Genomic DNA, 25,354 nt, shown 5'->3' on the forward strand with positions numbered 1-25,354 from the left:
TTATGGAAGCGCTGAAGCGCTTACTACATTAGATTTAAATTTTAATATTAATGAGGGTAACTAGTACTTTAATTTACAAGTTACTAAAATTTGTGGTAGATGAAAACCCTTGGCTTATCTGTACATTACCTGGTTGGCAATGCACAATAAGCTGGAACCTTGCTAGAAATAAGATTGAGACTATTTACAGCATATTTGGCAAACACTGACTCTTTCGTAGCATTGCAAGAACCCTTCAGTTCTTTAGTTTTGCTTTCGTCTTTGACAAGTCGAGCTTGATAAGTGTAGAGAGAACCAGACGGTTTTTCAAAAGTTAGCTCTGCTTCAATTGTACAATTATCTAAGCTTTGCTTAATAAATTTACCTGCCACTTTGTAGTCAAACCAATCCCATCCGTAGCGAAGAATTAGTTCTCTTTCCAAAACTTGCATCGCAGGTGGCAAAATTCCCCAACCTCGATAGACTTTATTCAAGCAATTAATATTGCCACTGCGGGTCAAAATCGACTTGAATGACTCTCGATCTAGCGCACCGTAGTATCTTCCTTCTGGTAAATCTATAGCTGTTGGTGCAAATCTATGTCCACCAAAATGGCTTGATTTCCAAATCCGCACGTCATCGAAACCCAAATCAGCAATAGTAGCGTCTGCGTGATAGTAAAATGGATTGCCATATCTAGCACAACACATATCATGGCTACCGTGCGTACACACTAAAATATCTCTGGTTGCACTTGTTTTTAGTTCATATTTGGGGGTGCTACCCGATAACCATTTTCTGATAGTAGGTGCTGCTTGCTCAATATTTGGCAGTTTAAACTCTTGTTTGCGATATCCATTGCCAAAACCTTCTTGTTGATGATAAATCAACAATGTGGTGTGGTCTATTTTATGTGATTCATTATTAGCAATCAAGAGAAATCTTATCGGCTGTTTAGTGCGCTTCACCTCTTCTACTAAAACTTTCAAACTATTTGGCACCCATCTAGAATTCAAGGCTTCGGAATGCCAAGGTGGAGGACACTCTATTAAAACATAAGTTTGGTAGTTGGTGGCGCTACCAATAACATCCTCTCCTACTTCTTTTGAATGGTCGGAACAAAATAAATGAGTCATCTACCTGTACTGAGTTGTGTGTTTTATCAAAAAAAATTTGCTAAATGAAAGTGTTATCTTCATGACAATATTTTCCTCTTAACAATGTTTTCCACTGCTCATCATAAACTGCTGCCTTTGATACCAAGCAAGACAATGAAGGAAAGATGTATATTCCCCACCTCAAACCTGGTAGCAACTTTATAACATCATTTATCGGAAATGTCTCTTTTTTGAAGATATTTTCTCCAATAGAGCTAGGCAGAAAAATAGATCCTTTCGGAATTGCAATGTTTATTTTGTATCCAATGCTATCTGGCAGTTCATGGATTTTTAATGGCAAAAACTTGGACTTTATAATCTTTGTTACACTGCCAAAGTTAAATATATTGAACCTTGCCTGATAATCTAGACAGTATCTAGCTTTCAGCTTGCTCAACTTATCGAGACACTTGTGATAATTGTCACAAGCTTTTATCAAAAAAACGCTTTTATTTAAATTTTCTCTTAATATATAAATATAATTTACTACAACATTTGTCTCTACACCTAAAGGTATATTCTTATGCCACGTTGAGAAAATAAACTCTAAAATTAGTTTTGCTAAAAAGTCAATACCAATTTGCCAAAATACTTGTAAAGTTAAATGCACGCTTAGTTGATTAAGAGCGATCGCATAATTCAATTCAGCTATTTTACACCACGGAATGAAATTACTATTTATACTTTCATCCCCAACTTTTTTATCTAATCTCAAGGGCTGTTTTCGGCACTTTAACTGATAAAAATTGAAAATATTTGTAAATATTTGGCAACAAAATACTGCTTTTCTGACTCCGGATTTCTTTAACAATTCTTCAAGACTATATAGTTTTAATATTTTCTTTAGGAACATATCGCTAAATATTCTCAATAAAATCGGAAAAAATAAATGAGCGTTGATTTAAGTCGTTGACATCTCACCCCCGACATTACACCACAAGTTTCCGGTCTAGATCTGCATTGACTGTAACTGAAGTCAATAACAAAAGCAAGTATTTGATAAAGTTTCTGATTTTTCCTTGGCGGATAAATCCCTAAAACCCTGTAAAATCAAGGTCATGTGCTTTTTTCTACGATCAAAATGTGACAAAAGTAACCATTACTTCTATCTATATAATAGATAAATTTTCTCAAAAATAGCATATTGTTCAGAACGATGAATGCGCTTTGTGCAGCACTTTGGAAAGAGCATGGCTTTTCAAATATGTTTGCGCGGCAATGGATTAGACCTCTCCGGAAAAGAATGTAGAGACGCGATACCCAAGCGTCTCTACAAGGGTTTTGGGTAACGCATCGTTCATTTTCACGTCTATGTCTATTGTTATATCATTTCACCCTCATCGATGAAGCGAAATCATTCTCTTTTCCCCTGGAATTCGTGCCCCAAGCATTGCTGCGGTCTATTTGTATCAACTTGAAAGTCAAACGGTATTAATACCTGTTGCAAAGGAATCTGTGGTTGACGAATTACCAGAAACTGTGCGATCGCATTCATCACGAGTTTCATCATTGCAAAGACTGCTTTTAGGTCAAAAAGAGGAAAGGGGGCTGCTCTTGCAGGGGGGAGAACCCCATAAATAAATGTAGGGCTGCTGAAACAAAGACGCATTATTTAGGAGTGCACTTTCCACTCCATTAGAATATTTTTCCTTTGAATATAAATAATGGTGCTTGAAACCCTTGATTGCGAGTTCAGCTAAAACCATCGCGTATTTGTTAGCGTGAAATCAAGACATTAAAGTTTTTAACTTCAATCTCCTTCCCTTTATAGGGTACATAGCAGACATTATGGGAAACACTGTATTTCCCAGGTATCCATTTACCTGCGACAACAGCATTACATACATATATGGGTTCACCATCTTTTTTGCCATCTGTTCCACCAACTATGGCACCTGGGGGTAGATCGAGATCGCTTGTAAGAGGTGCCCAGTGAAAACTATCTACAACGAGCACTTGATACTTATCGTATGCGAATTCGCTTCCTTTGTAAGGCACGTAGCATTTTTTCTGTCTTGGAACTAACTTGCCAACAGCTACACCGGTTGAGCAAACATATAAATTTTCACCATCGAATCCCCCCACTACAGCCTGGGGAGGTACATAACCATTTCTTCCAGTTTTCCATCTGTAACCTGCTACTGCTGGTTGAATAGCTGTCATTACAGCCCCTGTAACCATGACAGCCAAAGTTAATCCGATTATTAATTGTTTCTTCATTAGCTTAATTTAGACCTTTCCAGTAAATTTTTGAGTATTAACACAGCAGACTCTGATGTCGAATAGCTTTATGGTACCAGAAGTCATAAGTTGCTAAAAAACGCTATTTATTTTAATGTTTGTCATATATAGATAACAAACATTTTTCTTGAGAGTGATGGTGTGGGAGGAGCGTAAAGACTGTGACATTAATTTTAGCGCTCGATTTTGGTGGAACTAAGCTAGCAGGGGGAGTGTTAAATCTGGGTTCTCAACGATGGTTGCGTTATGAACGTCGCTTTTCACCAACGAATGCGAATGCTAGCAGTGATTTAGAAATGATGCGATCGCTTATCCATTCGCTTCTACAAGAACGATTACCATCTGCGATTGGTGTCAGCTTTGGGGGACCAGTTGACGCAACTACAGGAACGGTGCGACTATCTCATCATGTATCTGGGTGGGAAAATATTCGCTTAAAAGACTTGTTAGAAGCCGAGTTTGGCGTTTTTGTGAGCGTAGACAATGATGCTAATGTTGCGGCTTTAGGTGAACATCGCTTTGGTGCGGGTCAAGGATACGATAGTCTTTTTTATATCACTGTCAGTACTGGTGTGGGTGGTGGTTGGATAGTTAACAATCAGCCTTGGCGGGGTGCTGGGGGAATGGCTGGTGAAATTGGACACATTATTGTCGATCCGTCAGGACCGATGTGCTTGTGTGGGAAGCGGGGATGTGTGGAAAGGTTGGCGTCCGGTGTGTATATGGCGCGGGATGTCAGGGAAATGTTGGAAAACGAACCGCAGAGGCGCAAAGAACACAGAGGAGGAGAGAAAGTGAGGGAATTGGTGGGGGGGAATTTGGACTTGGTGACGGGGAAGGTGGTGGGTGAGGCTGCGGTGTTGGGGGATGAGTTGGCGGAGCAGATTTTATACAGGGGTGCTGGAGCGTTGGGTGTGGGTATTGGCAATGTAGCGAATTTGATGAATCCCCAGCGGTTTGTGTTGGGTGGAAGTGTGACGAAGGCAGGGGAAAGATGGTGGGAGGTGGTGCAGAAAACAGCGCGGGAGACGGCTTTACCTGAGGTGGATTTGGAAATTGTGCCGGCAGCGTTGGGGGATGATGCGCCGTTGTGGGGTGCTGTGGCGTTGGCAACACAAGGTTTACCAACTCTGGGTTTTCCCATTTATCCAACGCCCTAATTTAAGCTAAATATTGCATCCAAGCTTTTAATGGTTCTTCAGAGCCATACCAAATTCCTGGACTTCTGGGGGAATGGTTGACACCTGAAATCACAATATTTTCGGCTCCTTGAAGATGAGCAGCTTCAATCGGCGTGATACCATCACCCCAAGTATTACCTTTACCGCAAGTTAATTTGTAGCTAGTGTAAGCTAACCAGGTACCTATAAGTCTTACCCCAAAGATAGTTTTTCCGGCTACACAAACATAACGAACGTTTTTGTAAAATGCTCCTGGGTAGTTATTTTTGACAAAATCCAGATTCCACCGCGTCCAACGTTCTTGGCTAATATGAGGTGTGCCTAAGGTAACAAGAGTATTAACTACATTGTAACCGCAATAAATAGACGGTTGCATCTCACCACGTCCCAAGTAAGGCTTTTCTCCCAAGTAAATGCGGGATATCCAACCTCCGGCTGAATGACCAATTAAGTTAATTTGAGAAGCGTTATATTGTTGCAATATCTGCTTGATGGTGCGATCGAGTTGCTGCAAAATAGGCGTTACAGGTCTGCCACCGAGAGTCGGTATCCAGTCGCGCCGTCGCAGTGGTACTGTGACTGTGGGAAAACCCGACTGTTGTAAAGATTGTTCGAGTTGACGGTAAGCGATCGCACTTTCTAAATATCCTGGCAAAATAACTGTCGGTAATGGCATTTGATAATTTCGATAACAGTAAGGATTTTTGGACGAAAACCCAAATATCTTAGGTATAAGTAAGCGATTGAGTAAATTAATTCTATTTTTGGCAAAAAATTGGGAATATAACCGGAATTATTTACCATTGAAGAATTGCGCCCATTGCAAACCTTGTCAGTAGGAAAGAAGTGCTATTCTTTCATGCAGAGTCAACCAGGAATAACTTTGTGTGATAGTCAAATAATAGCTATCTGAAAAAACTGTTTCCTCTTTTTGAATAAAACTCACGAATAGTGTATAATGGTTAGGAGTTATTATTGTAGCTACGTTGTAAATTAAAAAATAGTTGGTATTGAAGAAGCGAATTGACTAGTAGTAAAATATATGTTAACCCAAAGCGATCGCCAAAACTCAGAGTAACACTATTTTTTAGCTTGAATTGTCGCTGGTGAGAAAAAATCAATAATAAAAACTCATAAATTTCCACACAAGAGTCAAAAAACGCAACTTTCAGCATATTTTCGCGTCGATTGCTAAGGATAACCAAAAGCGGAAAAAATGGAAATATTTCTGTTTTCAGTTTTTGCATAGAAAGTTATTATTTGTAGTGTAACGCATCTATATGCAGTATCTGTAAAGATAAAATTACGAGTTAACGCAACTGAGCCGAGTGAACGAGAACAGCTATGTCTTACGTCTCCCTGCTGAAAAACATCCCAGATATCTTAAGCCAGCCTGCTGGAATTGCAGCCATAGCCTCTGTGGGCATTCATGGTGCGATCGCTTTTATTTTGCCCTTAATGCCTGTAGATTCGGTTAAATCCACCAAACAAGTCTCATCAAACAAACCCGTCGGACTCGTTCAATTAAGCCAAGCCGATCAAAACCGTCTGCCACAAATTCCCGGCACATCTCAGGTTGCCCTCAAACCGCAAGTTCCCTTACCGAACTTTGCCACCCAGCCGACTCAATTAGCAGCTTTGCCACCAACTTTGTCTAGCTCTAGCCAGATGATATTGCCCCCCATCCCCAAAACAGCTAATAATTATCCCATCACCTCTGTACCTAAAGGTCAGTCATTGCGGATAGTTCCTCAGACAAAGGGAAATTTTCAAATCGACACCTCTGGCTTTAATGCCAGCAAAAAAACCGCGCAATCATTTCCACGTTTTGACAACAATGACCTAAAAATTGCCCGTTCTTCTCAACCCCTCTCAGTAGACAGGTTGCCACAATTACAGGCGGATAATAAAATCCCTGAAGGAGAACTTAACACCCCTCCACTGGTAAGTTCTTCTGAGACTATGCCTTCTACACCGACTAATGATGCAACCAGCACTCCAGAAAGTATGTCGGTGGCAAATGATGTACCGAAAATTGCGACTCCAAATCAAGATTTAATAACTCCTGTGGGAGAAACTCCAAAAGCTGGAGAGAATTTCACTTTAGCAGCGACAAACCTACCGCAATGGCAACAGTCAAGCTCCAGCATACCTGAATTACCATTAGCTACTCCCAAAGCCTATACGGTATCAGCAGCGACACAAGAGTTGACTAATAAAACTACTACTTTGGCAGAACAGTTTGTTAAAGTCAAACAGCAATACCCCAACATAGAAACAAAGCAACCGATTTCCTTAGCGATTGATAAAGCAGGACTGGATCGTCGAGTTGAGGTAGGTTTGGTAGTTAATCCAGATGGCAAAACAGTTGAATCTGTAGAATTTTTGAATAACTCAGTTTCATCTGAAAGCAAAACAGCTATTAGAGAATATTTGCGAGACTATTTCCAAAAAAATCCGGCTCAGGCTAATGGTAAGCCCAAGTATTACACATTTAGCGTGTCGCCTAATTTATCCCCCAAAAATGATCGGGGTAATAGTTCTCAAACGACTCCACTTTTGCCCGCATCCCCAATAAATGAAACATCATCAAGAGCACCGGAAGTAACTGTCAAACCACTTTCGGGATTAAGAATCACCAGCAAACAGCCTTTGACTATACCCCAACCGGAAAAACCATTACCAGAATTGCAAGTGGGGGGTAAACAGCCTTTGCTGCTACCGCAATTTAATAAACCACAATCATCAGCACAAGTCAGAAAAAATCAGACTTTGCCTGTACTGGAACCGAATCAACAACAATTGTCACAGGTGGAAAGCAATAACCAGCCTTTACCCACAGCGCAAGTCAATAAACAACAATTATTAGGAGCACGAATTAGGAATAGTCAACCTTTGCCGATCACCACACCGGAAGCAACTCCGAAACCATCATTTGCTCCCCAAATCAGCAGCAATCAGACTTCCCCCACTGCGAAACCGAGTGAAAAACTCTTACAGCAGTTGCGTGAATTGAGGCAAAAAAGAGAAACCTCTAATCAAGAAAAATAAAATGTGCTGATTTGAGATTAGGGATTGACGATTAGGAATAATCATTCACCCCAATCCCCATCTAATCTCGACTTAACCAGCCTTCTTCGGCTTGTTGGGAAACGTAAGTGGCTACTTCTATAATCTCTTGAGGAGTTAACTTATCCTTAAAAGCAGGCATGGCATTTTTCCCATTTTGAAGTTGGTGAGTAATTGCGGCAATAGAGTCAACATCAAAATTTTCCAGGTACTTTGACAAAGCTTCCTTTTTTAAAGTTTTCTCCTCAATGAGAATGTTACCACCACCAATGTGACAAGAGGCGCAGTTAGCATGGAAGATTTTGGCACCGTTGGATCTATCGACAGCTAGTGCTGGATGAATAAATGTAACTTCGAGAGCGATCGCTAATAGTAAAATTAATAAAAATATTCTCAAGTAATTCTCCTTGCAAGCAGGTTCGGTGCAACTTCAAAAACCGTTTGTTGCATACCCCACAGACTATACGAACAAAGCCCGCATTGGCAGGCTATGATATTCTATCCTGCGAAGGCGGGCTTAGTTTGTATAGCAACACCCTAGAAAGGTGTTGATTTAACAATATCCTAAAGACTCATGAAAGGAGCGAGGATTCCTTGACGCTTCACCGAAACTTGCTACTAGGTAGTCTTACAGTCTCTCCACGTCCGTTTTCAGTCTCCCAATGCCCGATGACGACTACCTACATTGTCGCAGAAATCAAGGGTTAGCCGTCCGATAAGGATGGGGTTTTAGACCCAAATTGTCGATAAAGTTAAAATTGACGGTTCCGAAGCTTATCCCCTCAATCGCTACGTCGCATTTAGCATCTGCTGATGAGAATAGGACTCGGAACCGTTTGAGATGAATCGTCTTAGTCTGACAAAATGTAGCCAAACAATATATCAATGAGAACTTTGCCCAGGAGCAAGAAAAATCATCTTGCACCCACAGCATTATTCTTAGCCTTCAACTGTTAGTTTACCAACCATGCCTGCGCCACGATGAGGTTCGCAGTAGAATGTGTATTCACCAGCAGGAGCGTCTGCGGGGATGATGGTTGTTTGCTTCTGACCAGGACTCATGAGGAGTTTCTTGTGAGATAGTCCTTTCGCTAGATCGGCACTTTTAGAAGGATTTTTGACAGCATCAAAGACAACATTATGGGGAGGAACCTTGTTGTTCACCCATTCAATTGTATCACCTGGTTTAACAGTCAACTTTTTCGGTTCAAACGCCAGCATTCCTTTATCACTGCCTAGTTTAACTGTGTAGGTTTCAGCCGCAGCGCTGGGAGCGAAAACAGCAAAGCTGCTGACAACTAAACAAATTGTTAAAACAGCTAAACCCAAGCGTCGCAAACTAGCTGCAATCGATTTCATGACTCTCTCCTAAACATTCACTTTTATCTTGCCTTTACCATTTTAGATATAAATCAACCCTAAATATGACAATCTGTCATAGATAATCTTTTTTTTCAATTTTGAGCAATAGTACTGGTGGAAAAGCCGAATAACACCCTCAAATCTAGATATAGATTTAGTAGGCAAAAACTATCTTTGAAAGCATTCTTCTGCCTTTGAGTGTAGTGTTAGCGTTCTCATTACTAAGTCTAGGGATGAGGGATGAGGAATTGATAAGAAATATGAAGTAAGATAAATTTCCACCTTCATCTTTGAAATTGCCCCAGTCCCTCAACCCTTGACTTAACAAATTCTTAGTTGTGCGATCGCGAGCTTTAGACATTAATCGCTCAAAATCCATCGCGATCGCAGGAGGGTGAAAAGTTTAGTAATAGATTTTACCACCACCCCACTGCTGACCAACAACTTTCGGTTGCAAGAGAATGTGACCAGCGATCGCTTTTAAATCATCGTCAGTCAAATTTCTCATTTGTGCGAAAATATCTGCACTCTTAGTGCTGGGGTGTATTTCCGAAATCTCCACTTCCCCGTCGTAAGTGGTGGGATTTTTCATGTAGTCTATCAAACCCGCAATGTTATCACGCTTTGGTGTCGCTAATGCTAGAGATTCCGGTTCCAGTCCCACGTTTTGGTTGGTCTTGGTAACACCCCCAGCGTGACATTGGGCACAAGCGAAGTTAAATAAACGTTTGCCTTCTTTAACTTGCTTAAGGCTGAGGACAGTGGTGTCACCGCTGTCATTTAATGGTACCGTCCGCGTTTGTGCGGTTAGTTCCAGCGCTGTTGCGCTACCCACAACAAACTGAAACGTCAGTAAAACAGTAGCCAAAATAATGCCAATTAATCTTTTTAACATGTTTCCCCTTAAATGTTTTGACACTCAACACGGCATTTGAAAGCGATACTCAATCTCAAAAATACTCATCGTTAATAGCTAATTGCGAACTTGCTCTTAGCCACTACCAGTTTGTCGCATCAAGACAGCCAGCACCTTTTCTAGAGCAATGCTGTAATCTGTTGCTATCTAACCAATCGCACGATTGAGTTGCTGTTATACCAATATCACGTTCAGAGTCCAATTTGTTCCCCAAAATACTGAGTGGGGATCGGGCATTGGGGAATTTTGTTGAGGGGGAAAGGGGAAAGGACTCATAGTAAATATTTCCCCCCTACCCCCCTCCTAACCCTTCCCACCTGTAAAAGTGACGCTTTGAATGAAATACCTGTTGAAAAAGGCATAAATACTTAAAGCTGGCAGGGTGAAAACCATAGAGGCTGCCATAATGTAGTTCCAATAGCTGATATATTGCCCTTTAAAGGTGTTCAGCCCTAAGGGTAGGGTAAACATTTCTGGGTCAAACAAAATCACTACAGGCAACAAGAAATTATTCCAACTACCCATGAAGACAAAAACTGCTTGTGCTGCTAGTGCGGGTTTTGCTAAAGGCAGAACTATATAACGGAAAATTCCAAAGGGTGTTAAACCATCTAGTTGAGCAGCTTCTTCTAATTCTTTAGGAAAGTTAATGAAAAACTGCCGCATCATGAAGATGAAGGTAGCATTAACCATGCTGGGGACAATCATGCCTTGGTAAGAATTCAACCAGCCGATCGCTTTTAATATTAAAAATGTGGGAATCAGCGTTACTTGTGCTGGTACTGCTAGCACTGCCAAAATCAAAAAGAACCAGAAGTGCTTCCCCTGAAAGCTTAACCGGGCTAAAGCATAACCTGCCATTGAGTTAAACAACAAGTTTAAAATAGTGACGCACAGGGCAATAAACACACTATTAAATAGCCACCGCAAAAATAACGGTTCTTGAAGAAAGATTTCTTTATAGTTGTCAAGAGTGAAATTGTGTGGTATGAAATTAGATTCACCGCTGACGATTTCTGATAGGGGCTTGAATGAAGCGGAAAGTGCCCACATAAAAGGAATTAAGGTGATGACAGCATACAGCGTCAGCACGAGGTATAGGAGTCCTTTTAACCAAGGAGTGCGAGAAATACTAGTCAAAGTTTTTCACCTCCAAAGAAGCGCCGCTGTATTAAAGTGGTGGTGATGATGACAGCTGCTAACAAAAAGGCGATCGCTGCTGCATATCCCATCTGTAAGTTGCGAAAAACAGCTTGGTATATTAATAAAACTATCGTCAGAGTGGCGTTATTTGGTCCACCATTGCCATTAGAGAAGATATAAGATTGGTCAAACAGTTGAAATGTGCCAATCACCCCTACAGCCATCACAAAGAAGGTTACAGGCTTAAGCAAGGGTACAGTAATCCGGATAAACTTCTGCCATTCATTCGCTCCATCTAACTCTGCGGCTTCGTAAAGAGTTTGGGGTATATCTTGTAATGCTGCTAGATAAATTACCATGTAAAACGGCGCAGTTGACCAAATATTCATCAGCATAATACCTTTGAGCGCCACTGCTGGATCGCCCAACCAGTTATATGTTGGCAGTCCCACAAAAGCGAGAAAATCATTCAGTAGCCCATCGGTATTATAAATCCACATAAAAATCAGCGTCAAAACTGCTGAAGATGTGACTGTGGGCAAAAAGTAAATAATTCGCCACCAATTTTTCCCGCGAATGCCAGAATTAAGTGTTACTGCCAAAATTAAAGCGAGGATTGTTTGAGTTGGCACTACAATTACGACATATTGCAATGTGTTAGACAAAGCAATCCAAACTCGTTCATCATCAACTAATCGGGAGAAGTTGCTTCCTCCGATAAATTCATACTTTATCCCCCCTAACAGTTGGACTTTGTGTAGAGAAAGAAACACAGCGTAAAGGATGGGTAAGACAACAAAAGTCCCCATCACCAGAATGGTTGGCGTGATAAATAGGTATCCGGCAAGATTTTCTGTGATATTTAACCTAGGGGGTTTTTGTCGTTTTCTGATTTGCAACATGGCTGAAACTCTGCTTCATTCAGCATCAAAGGAAGCTGTAGGGATGGGTGGACAATGATTATTCATCGTACTCTTGCGCGAACGTAGTACGCACTTCAGTGCGTTAATATAAGCGCTGAAGCGCTTACTACAAGGAACGTTTTATGATCATTGTCCATCATCTCAACAATTCGCGATCGCAGCGTGTGCTATGGCTGCTTGAAGAATTAGGTATCGAGTACGAGATCAAGCGTTACGAACGCGACACGGAAACGATGCTGGCACCAGAGTCCCTGCTGAGTGTCCATCCCCTCGGCAAGTCACCAGTAATCACAGATGGAGACCTGACAATTGCTGAGTCTGGCGCTATTATCGAATATCTAGTGGAGCGCTACGGCAATGGTCGCCTAGTCCCGGCATCGGGTACACCAGAGCGTCTACGCTATACGTATTGGCTGCACTACGCCGAAGGCTCTGCAATGCCACCCCTGGTGATGAGGCTCATCTTCAACAATTTCGGAATAGGGGACAGCAAGGTGATGGACGCATTTATCCTGCCCCAGATTAAGCTTCACTTTGACTACATCGAAGGCGAACTCGGTAAAAATACGTGGTTTGCGGGCGAGGAATTCACCGCAGCCGATATCCAAATGAGCTTTCCCCTGGAAATCGTCGCAGGAGTCCCCGAACAGGTCGAGAGCCGACCAAAAATCAAGGAATTTGTCGATCGCATTCATGCACGACCTGCTTACAAACGTGCGCTTGATCGTGGAGGCAGATACGACGTATCTTTTGATTAGACATCTGGTAGAAAAGACGTAGAGACGTAGCATTGCTACGTCTGTTGGGGTTTCGGGCAACGCATAATTAAATTCTGGAGATGTCTATTCCATTGCTTTAATTTGCTTGTTAGCTTCTGCTTGCGATCGCACCATTGCCTGTTTTAATGGTTGTTGTCCAAGGATTGCACTGACAAATTGGTTGTCAAAGTTGTTCATAATCACTGCCGAATATTTACCTGCTTGCCAAGGTATGGCATAATTAACACCAGCAATAAAAGGCGATCGCATCAAGTCTTTTTCATAACCTAATTTCTCTGCTACTGATTTGCGCGTCGGTAACGCAAACCCGGTTGCTGTCCAATGAAGCATTCCTTCAAAACCTGTCAGATAAGATATCAACTCCCAAGCTTCTGCTTTGTGCAATGCTTGTTTATTCATCACATAGGCAACTGTAAATACCATTGTGCCTTTTTTATTATTTATGCTCGGCACTTCTGCGGTAGCAAATTCCAGCTTGGGAAAGGTTTCTCTTAAATAAGGAATTGCCCAATTACCCTCAATCACCATCGCTGCTTTACCTTGACCGAACATTTCACTACCTGAGTTTGTCCCCACATCAGATTTTTGTGCGGAAGTACCGTCTTTTTGATACTGGTCTACGGCTAACTGCAATCCTTGTAAACCTGCTTCACTTGCAAAGGCAGCATAACCATTTTCTGTCACAAGTTGTCCGCCAAAGGCTTTGATTTTATAAGCTTGACGCGCTAATTCGGGAATTTCCCCAAAGCCATATTGATCGATTCTGCCGTCTTGATTGCGATCCACTGTCAACAGCTTCGAGTCGCTGCGGAGTTCATCCCAAGTTGTCGGAGGACTGCTCAAATTAGCTGCGGCGAAAGCTTGTTTATTATAAAACAGTGCCAGTGTAGAATAATCTTTAGGCAAACCATAAATATGATTTTGGTATTTGAAGCTGTCGAGTAGCGTCACCTGAAAGTCAGCTAAGTCAAATTCTGGTTTGATGTAAGCCTCAAGAGGTTCTAAGACATCCTGACTCATGAAAAAAGGAGCCTCTAACGCATCCAGATAAAAGACATCCGGTGCAGCTTCGCCGATAAAGCGAGTTTTAATTACATCCATGTATTGGTCATTGATGACTTCATGCTTGACTTTTATGCCCGGATGGTGTAATTGAAAGTCGTCTAATATCTGTTTTAACAATTTTTGTTCAGCCGGATTAGCAGCCCAGCTGCTAAGTTTAACGATAATTGGTGTAGGTGCAGTGGGTGCGATCGCTTCGGGTAGTTTTTGGCAACCGATAACAGTGAAGGCAATAGCGATCGCTACTACTACTCGCAAAAATTTCCACACGTTGCTGATCATTACTTGCGAAAAATGTTTCTTTTCACTTATGTTATAACTTCTCTGACTAAAGATTGATATATTGTTTGAGAAATGCAAGTTAATATAACGAATAATTATTAGCAGGGCTGAATAAAATAGATTAGTTCGTAGTCAGCGTTTAACCGCCCTATCTGTGGGTATTAAAATACTCAACTTGGCTCTGAGAATTAATGCAGTTATAGATTGTGAAAAACAATGTAGAGACGTAGCACTGCTACGTCTCTAGCAGTTTTGGATAACGCATATTTAAATTCGGTCAATGTCTATTAAAAAACTATAATAACCACCGAAATATTAAATGGATTCTGTAGAGTTTGATATCGGTGCTCCTTTAGTTCCAAAAATTACTCAGGTAGCAGCACCAGAAAGAGCAATTTCTCCTATAGCCAAATCCGGAACACCAGTTACTAAAAATGCTATCCGCACTTCGTTGCGAGCCTCAACTATAGATAGTGCTTTCGCTGCGCTTTACACAATTACCACCAGCGGCATTTTACCGAAAATTTGGGTAAAAGCCCCGTCCTGGAAGGACGGCTTTATATTCTATTATATTGTTTTATCTGCAATATTCCGTGATAAAATATAGAGATGATAGTAAGAGAAGCCAAGCTACTAAACGGAAACAAGGAACAATACCAGGCTCTTGATGATGCCATTCGCGCTGCCCAATTCATTAGAAATAAGGCGGTTCGCTATTGGATGGATAATCAAGGGGTTAGTAAAAGTGACTTATATAAGCTGTGCTCATACTTAGCAACTGAATTCGACTTTGCTTTAAAGTTAAATTCAGCAGCACGTCAAGCCAGTGCCGAAAGAGCTTGGGCTGCTATTTCAAGTTTCTACAAACGTTGTAAAAAGCAGGAGAAAAAGAAAGGTTATCCCAAGTTTAAAAAGCATTGTCGTTCGGTAGAGTATAAAGTCTCAGGTTGGAAACTATCTGATGATTGCAAAATTATTACTTTCACAGATGGCTTTAAGGTTGGTTCTTTATCTGTATTCTGCAATTCATCCACGCGAGAAGACCTTCATCGACTTAAAATCAACCGCGTTCGTGTAGTAAGAAAAGCGGATGGGTATTATGTCCAATTCTGCTTTGATGCTGACCGCAAGGAAGTTGGGAAATTCACTGGTAATGTTGTTGGGTTGGACTTGGGATTAAAATATTTCACGAAAGACCAAAATGATAATGCTGTAATTTATCCTCAATTCTTGTTCTCGTCAGAACGCAGACTCAAAAAAGCTCAAAAGCGGTTGAGTAAGAAGTTTGTCAAAGGTAAAAAACCTCAGTCAATCAATTATCACTCTTGCCGGAAACGACTAGGTAGAGTTCATCTAAAAATCCAAAGACAGCGTAAAGATTGGGCTGTAAAGCAAGCCCGATGCGTGGTTCACTCTAACGATGTGATTGTCTATGAGGATTTGAAGATTGCAAACATGGTCAAAAATCACCATTTGGCTAAGTCGATTTCTGATGCTAGCTGGTATCAGTTCACTCAATGGTTAGAATACTACGGGAAAATCTGGGATAAAGCAGTTGTGGCAGTAGCGCCCGCTTATACATCTCAAGATTGTAGCAATTGTGGACATAGAGTTAAAAAGTCACTCAGCACCCGGACTCATTCATGTTCTATCTGCGAGGTTGAAATATGCCGTGATACGAATGCGGCAATTAATATCCTCAAGAAAGGAATGAAGATATTAGGAGTTGAGTGGCAAAACAACAGTACCCAAGGGCATTGGGGATCTGCATCGAAAGATGGAAAGCATGGGGAGAAGACCGCCAATACTATTGATGGGAAACTTGATATAGCAAGCGGATTTCTGTGAACCATGAATTAGAATCCCCGTACCTAAAGGTCGGGGAGTATGTCAATTAGTAATTTCCTGGTGGATTTACATGCAAGTCCTGTGGCTATTGGGATGCTTACCTCAATTCCAATGTTGGTAAATCTAATTCAGCCAGTAGGTGCATATCTTTCAGAACGCGTCACAAGTCGATTCCACTATTCTATGAGGATTAATAGTCCGGCTCGCCTAGCATGGATAATTCTATTGCTTGGTATTGTAGCCTTCAGCTGGGGACTAGTTAATTCTCACCAACTGATTGTCTTGACATTGGGGATTCTTCTAGTCAGTAGTCTGCTTAACGGACTCGGATGTGCATCTTGGCTAAGTTGGATGGCTCAGATAGTTAAGCGCAAATTGCGCGGACGCTTTTTTGGCTTACGCAACAGTGTCGCTAGCCTGACTAATTTAATTTGTGTACCTTTGGCAGGTCTAGCTATATCAAAGTGGTATGGTGGCACAATCCAAGGTTATGGGGTAGTTGTGTCTATTGGCATTTTGTCGGGAATTCTCAGTTTGGGGTGTCAGTACTTCCAGCTTGATATTAATCCGCAGCAGCAAAATGCTTTACCCGATGGAATAAGTGAAAAAAAGGCTATTTTAATTGAAGCGATTGATCGGGATTTGCCGAATACCGAGAATACAGAAATAAAGAGTGATTCTAATAGTGGCAAAAGCATCTTCAAGGATTTTAACTTTTTGATGTTTATGTTGTATTTGGGCTTATGGACATTTGCCGTTAATCTCAGCGCTCCATTTTTTAACTATTACTTGTTGGACACACTGGATATAGATGTCACTTGCGTAACGACTTACGGTGGCTTGCGGGCAGGGGCAAATTTAGTGATGCTTATTCTCTGGGGCAAGTTGGCAGACAAAATCGGCAACCGTCCAATCTTGTTTTTCGTCGGGATTATCCTAGCAATTACACCGCTGCTGTGGCTGTTAATTGGTAACAGTCAGCTTGATATCTGGCTATGGTTGCCATTGTTACACATCCTTCTGGGCATAACTTGGGCGGGTATTGATTTGTGTAATAACAACATCCAACTAGGAGTAGCACCAGCTAAACATCAAGCAATTTATTTTGCGAATGCCGCTGCGGTGGCTGGAGTTAGTGGTGCTTTAGGTACAACTATAGGGGGCTTCGTCGTTCAATTTTCTATTTATGGCGGTTTACTCGGATTATTCGCTATCTCTGTTATATTCCGGCTAGTAGCTTTGATTCCCCTCGTCTTTGTGCGAGAACCGAAACATTAATTAGGGGCATGGGGAGTTGGGAGTTGGGAGTTTGGAGTTAGGAGTTGGGAGTTGGGAGTGGGGAGTGGGGAGTGGGGAGTGGGGAGTGGGGAGTTGGGAGTTGGGAGTTGGGAGTGGGGAGTGGGGAGTGGGGAGTGGGGAGTTGGGAGTTGGGAGTTAATCACTCCTCATTGATGATTCGGTTAAGCGATTTAAATATCTTTCGATTAAGAGGATGGCAACAATGTCATCTATCGGTCTTGGTGGTTGTCGCATACCTTGTGGCAATAGTTTTGAGAGTCCTTTGGGTGGGTACATCTGCCAATAGCGATCGCGTGCTTCTAAGCTGGTGTAACGCTCATCCACTAAAATGATATTCAGCGGCTCTTTAACTTGCTCAGTTATTTGCTGTTTCCAGCGTTTTGATGTAGTTTGATCGCCCATCACCATCAAGGAAATCGGGTAATTTTGACGTAGTTTCTCAAGTGATGCGATCGCCTCACTTGACAACACAACTTGATGATAATGTAGTTGCCGATCTAGCCCCATCACTGCTAAACCACACTTATCTTTACCCGGATCAAAGCCCAAAATCACTGGTTGGGTTGGCAAAAATTCACGAATATTCATATTAAATACGTCAATAGTTAATATTTAATAATTAAGTAACTACCAGAAATAAAAACACCTATTTCAACAAATTTCATTCATCTTATTTTCTTCCAATGCGAGCGTGCCCAATGCCCAATCCCCAATCCCCCATTCATTTTTTAGGTGCTAAAAATAATTTGTCCGTTTTGTATAACAAGTAATCTTACTTTCAGCGGTCCGACCGTATAAATATCTTCTGCTGCAACAGCTTTAATATCCACAGGTTGATCGTACTGCCTTAATTGAGCAATAAACCGAAGGACGGGACCCTCTACTTGAATATCTTCTACAATTCCTGCATTTCGGGCGCGAAATTGAGAAGCAGAAATCAGCAGTTGTAACCGCTGCTGCAACTGATAGGATGTCATAGTTTTCGGATCGGCAGTAGTTGTAGCTACGACTTGCCCCTCGGTAAAGACAACTTGATTTCGCGCTGCATCGGCAAAAAATTCTATCTGCTTTTCCCCCCTGACGTAATTACCAGCAGAGAAAATTCGCACCGCGTATTCTCTCCCATCACTAATCTGCTTGCTGAGTTGCTCAACCCTCTCTTGGGTAACACGTAATATTTGCACATTATTCACAGGATTTGTATTTGGTTCAGCTAATTCTATGTTGGCATTACGGTTAGCTTCTTGTAAAAGTTGAATCACAGCTTGACGGGCAACGACAGGTTCAGGAGCGCGAATTACGCCAGCAGCAATAACTTGACCCCGAACCAGGGCAACTTTACCCAAACGCAAGTAGCGAAAAGACTGGTAATATTTTTCTAGCCTTGCGACTTCCTCTTCTAGATAGTCCTGTTGTGTTTCTAGTTCTTTGAGACGAGATTCTCTTTGGGTAATTACTTGCTCTCGCGAGGCAATTGCTAAATTGCGCTCTCTAATGAGTCGATCTAGTTGGGAGATTTTTTGATCGCGCTGTTCGATAGTTTCTTGGCGATTAGCAAGTTCTCGATCGCGTTTTTTAATTGCTGTTTGAGCCTCTGCGATCGCTTTTTTGGCTTCATCAAACAATCGTTGGCGTTCTCCTCTCAACCGTTGAATTCCAGTCACTAGTTCTTTCTGTTGCTGGGAAACGCTTGAGAGTTGATTTATCGCTTGTTGATACCGACTAACAACTTGACTTAGTTGGTTTTGAGTGCGTTGCAGGTTCCCTTGAGTTTGAGCCTGTTGAGCAATAGTACGGTTTAATTGAGCTTGTGTTAAGAGTTGTTTAGCATTCGCCTCTTTTAACGATTGATTAGTCTGTTGCAATTGTTGTTGAGCTTGGGTTTGTTCTTTTTTTGCCTGATCTAGCTCAATCTCTACTTGACTTTTTTGCGCTTCTGTGGTTTTCAGCTGGTCGCGCTTGTGCCTTAAGTCTCTTTGAATATTTTCTAGCTCAAAGACTCCTTTACGCAATCCTTCATCAGCTGCGAATAAAATCCCTAAAGTTGATGCGGAAATTAAACCACCAGTGAAAATAGTTATCAAGACTGCCGTATTTTTGGGACGCAGCTTGAATAGAGAGAGACGTGCTTTGCCAACTCGTGTGCCAATGCGATCGCCCACGGTGGCTATCACACCCCCGATAATTAAAATTGCCGCTATCAGGATGTACCCGGTGGTCATCTTCAGCTACCGAATCCTTCCAGATACAGCCTACTACTTTCAGTCATTCTCTGCGGTTAATTTGAGGTTGGCAATAGCAATTAAGGGCAATTCACTTTTGAGATTTACCTACAGGTGAAGGTAAATCTCAAAAATGAACGAGGGCTATTGCCTAAGCCTCAATTGTATGCTACGTAAATTGCCTACTTAAAGTCACAGGTTTGTGAACAGTAATTTTTTTCTTGTGAATGGAAATCATCTTCTTTTCGCGCAAATCGCCCAGTAAACGGGTGACGGTGACGCGAGTCGAACCAATTGCCTCAGCGATCGCCTGATGAGATAGCTTCAAATCAATTGTAATTCCATCCGCACAAGGAATGCCAAAATCCCGACACAGAATCAACAGAAAACTCACCAACCTCGAACCCATATCTCGGTGAGCGAGAGTTTCAATCATCATCTCTGTCTGTAAAATCCGCGAAGATAGACCCCGCAACATTAGCATTGACAATTCGGGATTTTCCTTGAGCGATTGCTCAACCTGTTCAATTGGAGCTGAAAGCAAGTCCACGGGTGTAAAAGCAACGGCATGGTAAAACCGATCTGACTTGTTTCCTGTGAGTAATGACAATACACCAAAAACGCTATTTTCTCTTAGCAGTGCTACTGTTATTTCTTCTCCTGCCTCATAAACCCTGGAAAGTTTCACTGCACCCTTCAAAAGAAAATAAACTCTTTCGGCAGGATCTCCAGGAAAAAAGATCGTTTTATTGCGTTCAAACGTTTCCACAACCGGTGGAAACGCTCCGGTTGCCATTTGACGAAAAACATTTGCTAGGGCTTTATCTTGTGCCACGATCATCTACCTTCCCCTACCCAATGCCGGAAAAACTAAAACTGATTTCCTAAGAATACACCCGAAAAATCAATAACACACCGTCAACCTTTTTGTACTTTACTATACTTATGGTCATATATTCATAGCTCTTTGTTTCTAATGATACATAATTTTTGATAGTTCCAGCTACTAGTTCTTAATAGGTACGATCCAAAGTTGTACTCAACAGGTTTTTTATCAAAAAATTCACGCTTTCTTGAGAATATCTTAAGGAAGAAGCAAGAATTTATTTATTTCCCAAGGAACCTTAGACAAAATACTGCTTCAAACTGAAATAGAATTTTGATTTGGCTGATTGAGGCTATTTACTCAGGTTTAATCTATTGTCTGTAGAACTTTACACTTTTACTTAACTAATCTCACAATACCGTGCCTGCACATTATTGTGAGACTGCTGACAAAAACACTTCACCGCAATACAAGTCAATTTCAAAGGAATTTTAGCGTGCGATATGCCCCAGTTAGGATTTTGGATAACTTCTTTGAGTTTTGATGCTTGCATTAAATATAAGCAGAGAAAAACCAGAGAATCACCCCTGTTAGCAGTAAACAAACAATTCCCGTAACCCCAGCTAGGGGTTTTTTATTTTTACCGGTGAACCACTCAGAGACTTTACCCGTATAAGTAATTAACTCTGCTGTATCTAGGCAAGCGATCGAGAATACCCATCCAGCGTGCAATCCCCAAGCTAAACCTAAATTATTGCGATCGCTAAATCGTGCCAATACTAGCACCATTCCCATTAACCACAGTCCGGGTAATTGCGGTATGGTTTCACGTCGTTCCCAAACTAAATGTAGTAAAGCAAAAATCAAGCTAGAAATGATTGCTGCTACCCACACTGGGTAATCTTCCGCTAGTTGAGTGAACAAAAAACCCCGAAAAACCAATTCTTCTATACCACCAACAAACAAGGCTACCAAAAAAATAGGTAGCAAGATAGATTGCAATTGCTTTGTCTGGGACTCTTGCCAACTGCACCACGAAAGCCAAAATTGACCACCAAATACAATAGCTAAACTTAAGACTCCTAAAACAAAACCCAGTCCTAAAGAACCGAGAAGGGAAATATTTACATTCAAGCCATAATCTGAAAAAGATGTATTAGTGAGCCAATTTATACCCCAGAGAATAAAAGGTGCTAATAAATAAAGAGAAATTAATAAAGGCAATTTTTTTTCTGGCTGCAAAGGGTTGCCCAGCTGCAAATTCAGTGCTAATGCCGATATTATTGCCACTGGTAACCAGCATCCTATCCAGCCAATGAAAAAAGCCATCACTACCACCACCGCTGGTGCATTTTGTCCAAATGACACTAAGGTGTTGATTGATGGCTCAAATAATGCTATATAAACAGACAAAAACAAATACGACACACTTCTTGCAAACATAGATTTCTTGTTTTTTAATCAAGGTTTTACCAAAATTGGCAATCTCTACAAGATGTCTAATCGTATTTTTTTGACTCGACACAGCTTTTAAACAGAAGGTGTTAATTTTTCTTACATAGAAAACAAGTTATCAAGCTTTTAGCTTTAACTCATGCCTCAATCACGAAAAATTTACTCCTCTTCGTCATCATCATCTTCTTCTTCGTCTAATTCTAAGTCTTCATCTGCCTCAGTCAATTTTTTCTCAGCTTCACCAACTTGAATCAAGTGAATATGCTTGTATCCCAGCTTAATTTCAAACTCGTCACCTGATTTTAAGCCCATTGCTTTGGTGTAGGTGGCTCCAATCACAATCTGACCATTTTGATGTACGCTAACACGATAGGTCGGTTCACGCCCACGTCCATCTTTTGGTGCTTCTGGACTTAGAGGAATTCCTCTAGCTGATAGCAAAGCATCGTAGAAATCGGTCAGGTTTACTCGTACCTGACCACCTTTAGTAGTTGTGTAATAGCCACATTGCTTGGCTCTTTCTCGTCGTGGTAAAGTGGAAAGCTCTTTTACTTTACCAAGCAGTGCTTTTCCAGTTAATGGTGCGGTTGCGGTTTCAGTCATTACGCTCAAATTATCCTTAGTCTCTCCAAACTGATAAACGATATTGTCTCATGCCAATATTTGGCTTTTTGACACCTGCACGAAGCTACTTAAGACCCTAGGATAAGAGATGAATTCCTGCTTCTAAAAGCCATAAGAGCCGAGGGAAAAAGTAGTCTAGGTTTTCCAAAGAGTTTGCAGTGTAGATGTTCTTCACGCTCAACTCTTGTTTTCACCATCAACAGACGAACAGGTTGCATCTGAGTAGTGGGAGTTATCTCTTTCTATTCGTTCTATTATGTCGCCCACAATAGAATAGAGGTTACGGTTGTCACAGTCATTAATTTCGGTGAGCCTACAGCACTTTTAACAATCATTTGCCATCGTCAAGTGAAATAATTTTCTCATTTGGCGCGAATACGGCGGTGTCATCTTAAGCCAAGTTTACAATTTGTGGGGGTTCTACTACTAGAAATAAGTCGTAGACCAATGGTAAATGCTGGCTTTGAAGTTTTGGCGAAGCGCCCTTGTTACTCTTGATTAGTAAGATTTTCCTCTTCTTCATCTGAGCGTTTCTTAAAACAGCATAGTATTTACATACTGTTCTACAGGCATACACCCTTTTATCTTGCCAGTATAGACGAAAAGTTTCATCTTTATACATTACAAGGAAACAAAACTATAAAAATAGCCGCATAAAGGACGCCTATTTTTACTGGTTTTGTTGCCTCGTAATTTTATATTAAATACTAGCATGGACTAATAATAGCAAAATAGTTGTTTATTTTTGAATTAAAATTGCCAAGTTACTTTTATTTAAATCCCTGCCCTCGGAAAGCAAAAAACGGTGAGGATTTTCAGGAGCGCTTTATTACGGTCGGGTAAAAGGCTAGGATTTCGAGAAAGTTGACAGCAGAGATTTTCTCAAGGCAAAACTCCGGTCTTCGGTGCTTAATTACCAATGATTCCTTATTACTGGACAACTTTTAGAAAAATTCATCTAATTTCAAGGCAAAGTTTTGACAACTGAGGTAGTTCGCGAATTTTCTTGATTTCGCACTCAGCTTCACCGCAGGTAAAATATTCTGCGTCGGAGTCATGGAGAAAAAATTATCCCCAAATGGAGATTTTTATTACAAGCTTTAACAATTCTATATAACCAAAAACAGTATCGTTTAGCCACGGAAAGAGGGATTTTGCTATGGAAGGATTGTCTTGAGTGGACATTAACATATAGTTATATCTCAATGAGTGCAAGTGAGGATAGAGGTTCAGGCGATCGCCAAACCGATTCGGCATTTAGAGAACTAAGATTTTTCTGGTTATCCTTGAACTATGATCGGTAGCTCTTTTATCATCAGTCAATTAACAGCTGGCTTTTAATTAAGGGCAATATGAGTATGGGTCAATGAGTGCAAGGAATATGCATGTACTCATGATTTACTAGTCAGGCAAGATAATTTTAAGACTTTGGTAGGTGGAAATGGAAGTTCTTTTTAAGGTCATTCGGCAGACAGAAAATTCATCCCCTGTTGTACAAATTTACCGCTTAGAGGCAGAACCGGGCAATACAATCCTGGATTGTCTCAATCAGATTAAGTGGGAGCAAGATGGGACTTTAGCATATCGCAAAAATTGTCGCAATACAATTTGTGGTAGTTGCGCCATCCGAATCAATGGACGTTCGGCTTTAGCATGTAAGGAAAATCTCAAAAGTGAAATTGAAAGAAGAGAAAATATCCCAGAACCGGGAAGTAACGCGTCTTCTATTCCCGAAATCACGATCGCTCCGTTGGGTAATATGCCGGTGATTAAAGATTTAGTTGTCGATATGAGCAGTTTTTGGGATAATTTAGAGGCAATTGCTCCTTATGTGAGCACATCAGGGCGACAAGTTCCAGAAAGAGAATTTTTGCAAACACCACAAGAGCGATCGCTTCTCGACCAAACTGGCAATTGTATTATGTGTGGAGCTTGTTACTCTGAATGCAATGCCCGTGAAGTCAACTCAGATTTTGTTGGTCCCCATGCTCTTGCTAAAGCTTACCGCATGGTCGCAGACTCCCGCGATGGACTAAATGAAAATCGATTAGAAAATTACAACTATGATACTAAGTGCGATTCGTTACTAAGTGAATCACGGTGAAAGTCCGTACATAACTTAGTCAGTTAGCAATAACTGAACTCTCAGATTGATGTAAGTGAAAGTCTTACCCGCAAGATTCATGTGTGACTCCTTATCTGCCCACACCGAACAAGCTCGATTCTTGTAGAGTGAAGCTGGGAACAGGGTGCAATCAGACAACTGTTATGGGTTGACACTGGTGCTAACAGGGAGTTCCTACGGTGAAACAGAGCCTAGAAAAGTGACCCACTTCGGAGCGAAGCATAACAAAATCTTCGACTCAATCAGAGTTAAAACCCGCTGCATTTTTAGTAAATAGCAGCAAGAATCTAGGGTTTCTGATGGTTAAATTGGCTACACCTAACGGAACGAACAATCATCTGAGGGAACGAATAAAAACGATTTGAGAGTCTTGGAGCATTTTCGTACTCCAGGTAGGTAAGACGAGATACGGAATTCTCTCATGTCGGGTAGGACACGGCGTAATTGCTGTGAGGTATTCAGAGAACACTTAACGGAAAAAGAGCATGATTAGGCACAGTAATAATACTAGTGAATCTTGGAAGAATCTAAACTGGAAGAAATTCCGTAAGGATTTATTTCGCCTTCAATGTCGAGTGTTCAAAGCTATTCGAGCAGGAGACAAGCGGAAAGCTATGTCACTTCAAAAGCTTATTCTGAAATCCAAGGCAGCTAGATTTTTGGCAATTCGTCAAGTATCACAGCTAAATGCAGGGAAAAAGACAGCAGGAATCGACGGCAAAAAGTCCCTCAAATTTGAAGAACGATTTGAGTTAAGTGACCTGCTGAAAGTGTCCAGTAATAACTGGGTTCACCAGAAATTAAGGAGTATTCCCATTCCCAAAAAGGATGGAACTACCAGGATGCTTAAAATTCCCACTA

Annotated in this window: 24 protein-coding genes and 1 pseudogene; 8 read left to right on the forward strand and 17 right to left on the reverse strand. The window is 41.2% G+C overall.

What is annotated here, in order from left to right; all coding sequences use genetic code 11:
• Positions 1 to 125 precede the first annotated feature (125 nt).
• From OGM63_RS14715 to OGM63_RS14730, 4 genes are all read right to left on the reverse strand, one after another.
• Positions 126 to 1,115, reverse strand: coding sequence for a ferredoxin family protein (locus OGM63_RS14715; protein WP_263746333.1), 990 nt, complete (start codon positions 1,113 to 1,115; stop codon positions 126 to 128).
• 40 nt (positions 1,116 to 1,155) lie between these two features.
• Positions 1,156 to 1,851, reverse strand: a complete 696-nt coding sequence (locus tag OGM63_RS14720) for a hypothetical protein (protein ID WP_263746334.1) — start codon at positions 1,849 to 1,851, stop codon at positions 1,156 to 1,158.
• 639 nt (positions 1,852 to 2,490) lie between these two features.
• Positions 2,491 to 2,646 carry a hypothetical protein gene (locus OGM63_RS14725; RefSeq protein ID WP_263746335.1) on the reverse strand — a complete coding sequence of 52 codons (156 nt, stop codon included), beginning with the start codon at positions 2,644 to 2,646 and terminating at the stop codon, positions 2,491 to 2,493.
• Between the two features lie 206 nt (positions 2,647 to 2,852).
• Positions 2,853 to 3,356 (reverse strand): DUF3421 domain-containing protein, encoded by a 504-nt coding sequence (locus OGM63_RS14730; protein WP_263746336.1) that lies wholly within the window; start codon positions 3,354 to 3,356, stop codon positions 2,853 to 2,855.
• A gap of 182 nt (positions 3,357 to 3,538) precedes the next feature.
• On the opposite strand from OGM63_RS14730, the gene OGM63_RS14735 reads away from it, so the two are divergent.
• Positions 3,539 to 4,537 (forward strand): ROK family protein, encoded by a 999-nt coding sequence (locus tag OGM63_RS14735; protein ID WP_263746337.1) that lies wholly within the window; start codon positions 3,539 to 3,541, stop codon positions 4,535 to 4,537.
• A gap of 1 nt (position 4,538) precedes the next feature.
• Here OGM63_RS14735 and OGM63_RS14740 read toward each other — a convergent pair whose 3' ends face one another.
• Entirely contained in the window at positions 4,539 to 5,234 is a 696-nt protein-coding gene (locus tag OGM63_RS14740; protein WP_263746338.1) for an esterase/lipase family protein, read from the reverse strand.
• A gap of 286 nt (positions 5,235 to 5,520) precedes the next feature.
• The gene (locus tag OGM63_RS14745) at positions 5,521 to 5,805 is read right to left on the reverse strand and encodes a hypothetical protein (RefSeq protein WP_263746339.1); all 285 of its coding nucleotides are present in this window, start codon (positions 5,803 to 5,805) and stop codon (positions 5,521 to 5,523) included.
• Positions 5,806 to 5,902: 97 nt separating this feature from the next.
• On the opposite strand from OGM63_RS14745, the gene OGM63_RS14750 reads away from it, so the two are divergent.
• A complete protein-coding gene (locus OGM63_RS14750) occupies positions 5,903 to 7,609 on the forward strand; it encodes a hypothetical protein (RefSeq protein ID WP_263746340.1) in 1,707 nt (568 codons plus the stop codon).
• A 61-nt stretch (positions 7,610 to 7,670) separates the two neighbouring features.
• On the opposite strand, the gene petJ is transcribed toward OGM63_RS14750, so the two are convergent.
• The 5 genes from petJ to OGM63_RS14775 form a co-directional block, all read right to left on the reverse strand.
• Positions 7,671 to 8,024, reverse strand: a complete 354-nt coding sequence (gene petJ / locus OGM63_RS14755) for a cytochrome c6 PetJ (RefSeq protein ID WP_263746341.1) — start codon at positions 8,022 to 8,024, stop codon at positions 7,671 to 7,673.
• A 542-nt stretch (positions 8,025 to 8,566) separates the two neighbouring features.
• Positions 8,567 to 8,986 (reverse strand): plastocyanin, encoded by a 420-nt coding sequence (gene petE / locus OGM63_RS14760; RefSeq protein WP_263746342.1) that lies wholly within the window; start codon positions 8,984 to 8,986, stop codon positions 8,567 to 8,569.
• A gap of 406 nt (positions 8,987 to 9,392) precedes the next feature.
• On the reverse strand, positions 9,393 to 9,884 hold the full coding sequence (gene psbV / locus OGM63_RS14765; protein WP_263746343.1) for a photosystem II cytochrome c-550: 492 nt from the start codon (positions 9,882 to 9,884) through the stop codon (positions 9,393 to 9,395).
• Positions 9,885 to 10,208: 324 nt separating this feature from the next.
• Entirely contained in the window at positions 10,209 to 11,045 is an 837-nt protein-coding gene (locus tag OGM63_RS14770; protein ID WP_263746344.1) for a carbohydrate ABC transporter permease, read from the reverse strand.
• Positions 11,042 to 11,950, reverse strand: a complete 909-nt coding sequence (locus OGM63_RS14775) for a carbohydrate ABC transporter permease (RefSeq protein WP_263746345.1) — start codon at positions 11,948 to 11,950, stop codon at positions 11,042 to 11,044. The genes OGM63_RS14770 and OGM63_RS14775 overlap by 4 nt, the downstream gene beginning before the upstream one ends.
• A 143-nt stretch (positions 11,951 to 12,093) precedes the next feature.
• Here OGM63_RS14775 and OGM63_RS14780 point away from each other — a divergent pair, with 143 nt between their 5' ends.
• Positions 12,094 to 12,729 (forward strand): glutathione S-transferase family protein, encoded by a 636-nt coding sequence (locus OGM63_RS14780; RefSeq protein ID WP_263746346.1) that lies wholly within the window; start codon positions 12,094 to 12,096, stop codon positions 12,727 to 12,729.
• Positions 12,730 to 12,813: 84 nt separating this feature from the next.
• Here OGM63_RS14780 and OGM63_RS14785 read toward each other — a convergent pair whose 3' ends face one another.
• Entirely contained in the window at positions 12,814 to 14,094 is a 1,281-nt protein-coding gene (locus OGM63_RS14785) for an ABC transporter substrate-binding protein (RefSeq protein WP_263746347.1), read from the reverse strand.
• 319 nt (positions 14,095 to 14,413) lie between these two features.
• Between OGM63_RS14785 and OGM63_RS14790 the strand changes: the two genes are divergently transcribed.
• From OGM63_RS14790 to OGM63_RS14800, 3 genes are read left to right on the forward strand one after another with little or no spacing between them, the layout of a single operon-like run.
• A complete protein-coding gene (locus OGM63_RS14790) occupies positions 14,414 to 14,701 on the forward strand; it encodes a hypothetical protein (protein ID WP_263746348.1) in 288 nt (95 codons plus the stop codon).
• Between the two features lie 2 nt (positions 14,702 to 14,703).
• Positions 14,704 to 15,942, forward strand: a complete 1,239-nt coding sequence (locus OGM63_RS14795) for an RNA-guided endonuclease InsQ/TnpB family protein (RefSeq protein ID WP_263746349.1) — start codon at positions 14,704 to 14,706, stop codon at positions 15,940 to 15,942.
• Positions 15,943 to 15,981: 39 nt separating this feature from the next.
• On the forward strand, positions 15,982 to 17,220 hold the full coding sequence (locus OGM63_RS14800; RefSeq protein WP_263746350.1) for an MFS transporter: 1,239 nt from the start codon (positions 15,982 to 15,984) through the stop codon (positions 17,218 to 17,220).
• Positions 17,221 to 17,376: 156 nt separating this feature from the next.
• On the opposite strand, the gene OGM63_RS14805 is transcribed toward OGM63_RS14800, so the two are convergent.
• The 5 genes from OGM63_RS14805 to OGM63_RS14825 form a co-directional block, all read right to left on the reverse strand.
• Positions 17,377 to 17,829, reverse strand: coding sequence for a pre-16S rRNA-processing nuclease YqgF (locus tag OGM63_RS14805; RefSeq protein WP_445974559.1), 453 nt, complete (start codon positions 17,827 to 17,829; stop codon positions 17,377 to 17,379).
• 140 nt (positions 17,830 to 17,969) lie between these two features.
• Positions 17,970 to 19,463, reverse strand: a complete 1,494-nt coding sequence (locus tag OGM63_RS14810) for a DUF3084 family protein (protein ID WP_263746351.1) — start codon at positions 19,461 to 19,463, stop codon at positions 17,970 to 17,972.
• 169 nt (positions 19,464 to 19,632) lie between these two features.
• On the reverse strand, positions 19,633 to 20,259 hold the full coding sequence (gene ntcA / locus OGM63_RS14815) for a global nitrogen regulator NtcA (protein ID WP_445974560.1): 627 nt from the start codon (positions 20,257 to 20,259) through the stop codon (positions 19,633 to 19,635).
• A 582-nt stretch (positions 20,260 to 20,841) separates the two neighbouring features.
• Complete coding sequence (locus tag OGM63_RS14820) at positions 20,842 to 21,732, reverse strand: CPBP family intramembrane glutamic endopeptidase (protein ID WP_263746353.1); 891 nt, start codon at positions 21,730 to 21,732, stop codon at positions 20,842 to 20,844.
• A gap of 171 nt (positions 21,733 to 21,903) precedes the next feature.
• Entirely contained in the window at positions 21,904 to 22,347 is a 444-nt protein-coding gene (locus OGM63_RS14825) for an AbrB/MazE/SpoVT family DNA-binding domain-containing protein (RefSeq protein ID WP_263746354.1), read from the reverse strand.
• 1,462 nt (positions 22,348 to 23,809) lie between these two features.
• Here OGM63_RS14825 and OGM63_RS14830 point away from each other — a divergent pair.
• A pseudogene (locus OGM63_RS14830) lies at positions 23,810 to 24,436 on the forward strand (succinate dehydrogenase/fumarate reductase iron-sulfur subunit); the annotation flags it as partial.
• Positions 24,437 to 24,978: 542 nt separating this feature from the next.
• Positions 24,979 to 25,354, forward strand: a 376-nt coding sequence (locus tag OGM63_RS14835) for a reverse transcriptase N-terminal domain-containing protein (protein WP_263746355.1), incomplete at its 3' end; no start/stop codon positions are given.

Source organism: Plectonema radiosum NIES-515, from assembly GCF_025753815.1.
In the GTDB taxonomy this organism is placed as follows: domain Bacteria; phylum Cyanobacteriota; class Cyanobacteriia; order Cyanobacteriales; family Nostocaceae; genus Hassallia; species Hassallia radiosum_A.